This is a genomic window from Pseudomonas sp. AC083 (assembly GCF_979253165.1).
This window is the reverse complement of sequence record NZ_CEEDDH010000176.1, coordinates 1-264: the sequence shown is the minus strand read 5'-3', so window position 1 is coordinate 264 and position 264 is coordinate 1. Positions and strand designations below refer to the sequence as shown.

Sequence of the window (264 nt, the reverse complement as noted above, 5' to 3'; positions counted from 1 at the left end):
ACCAAAAGCTGATGCTACAGCACGCCCAAGCTCACTTGTGACAATGGTTTTCATCACAACAGGACGAGGCGGCAGCTGACCCAGCTTTTGTTTTTCAGACAATAAATAATGGAGCAGCAGGGCGCCTGTTTGGTTGCCTGTTAAGACGGTAAATTCTCCTTCGTGATCTCTGACTGCAATGCCTAACCTGTCAGCATCTGGGTCTGTGGCAATGAGGATATCGGCATTTTGTTTTTCGCCAAGCTTGATGGCATACTCAAATGC

Annotated in this window: 1 protein-coding gene; it reads right to left on the bottom strand. The window is 47.7% G+C overall.

Translation table 11 applies throughout. The annotated features are described in order from the left end of the window. A partial coding sequence (locus AC0IXA_RS27615; RefSeq protein WP_471814933.1) for a hypothetical protein occupies nucleotides 1-264 on the bottom strand: 264 nt, incomplete at both ends.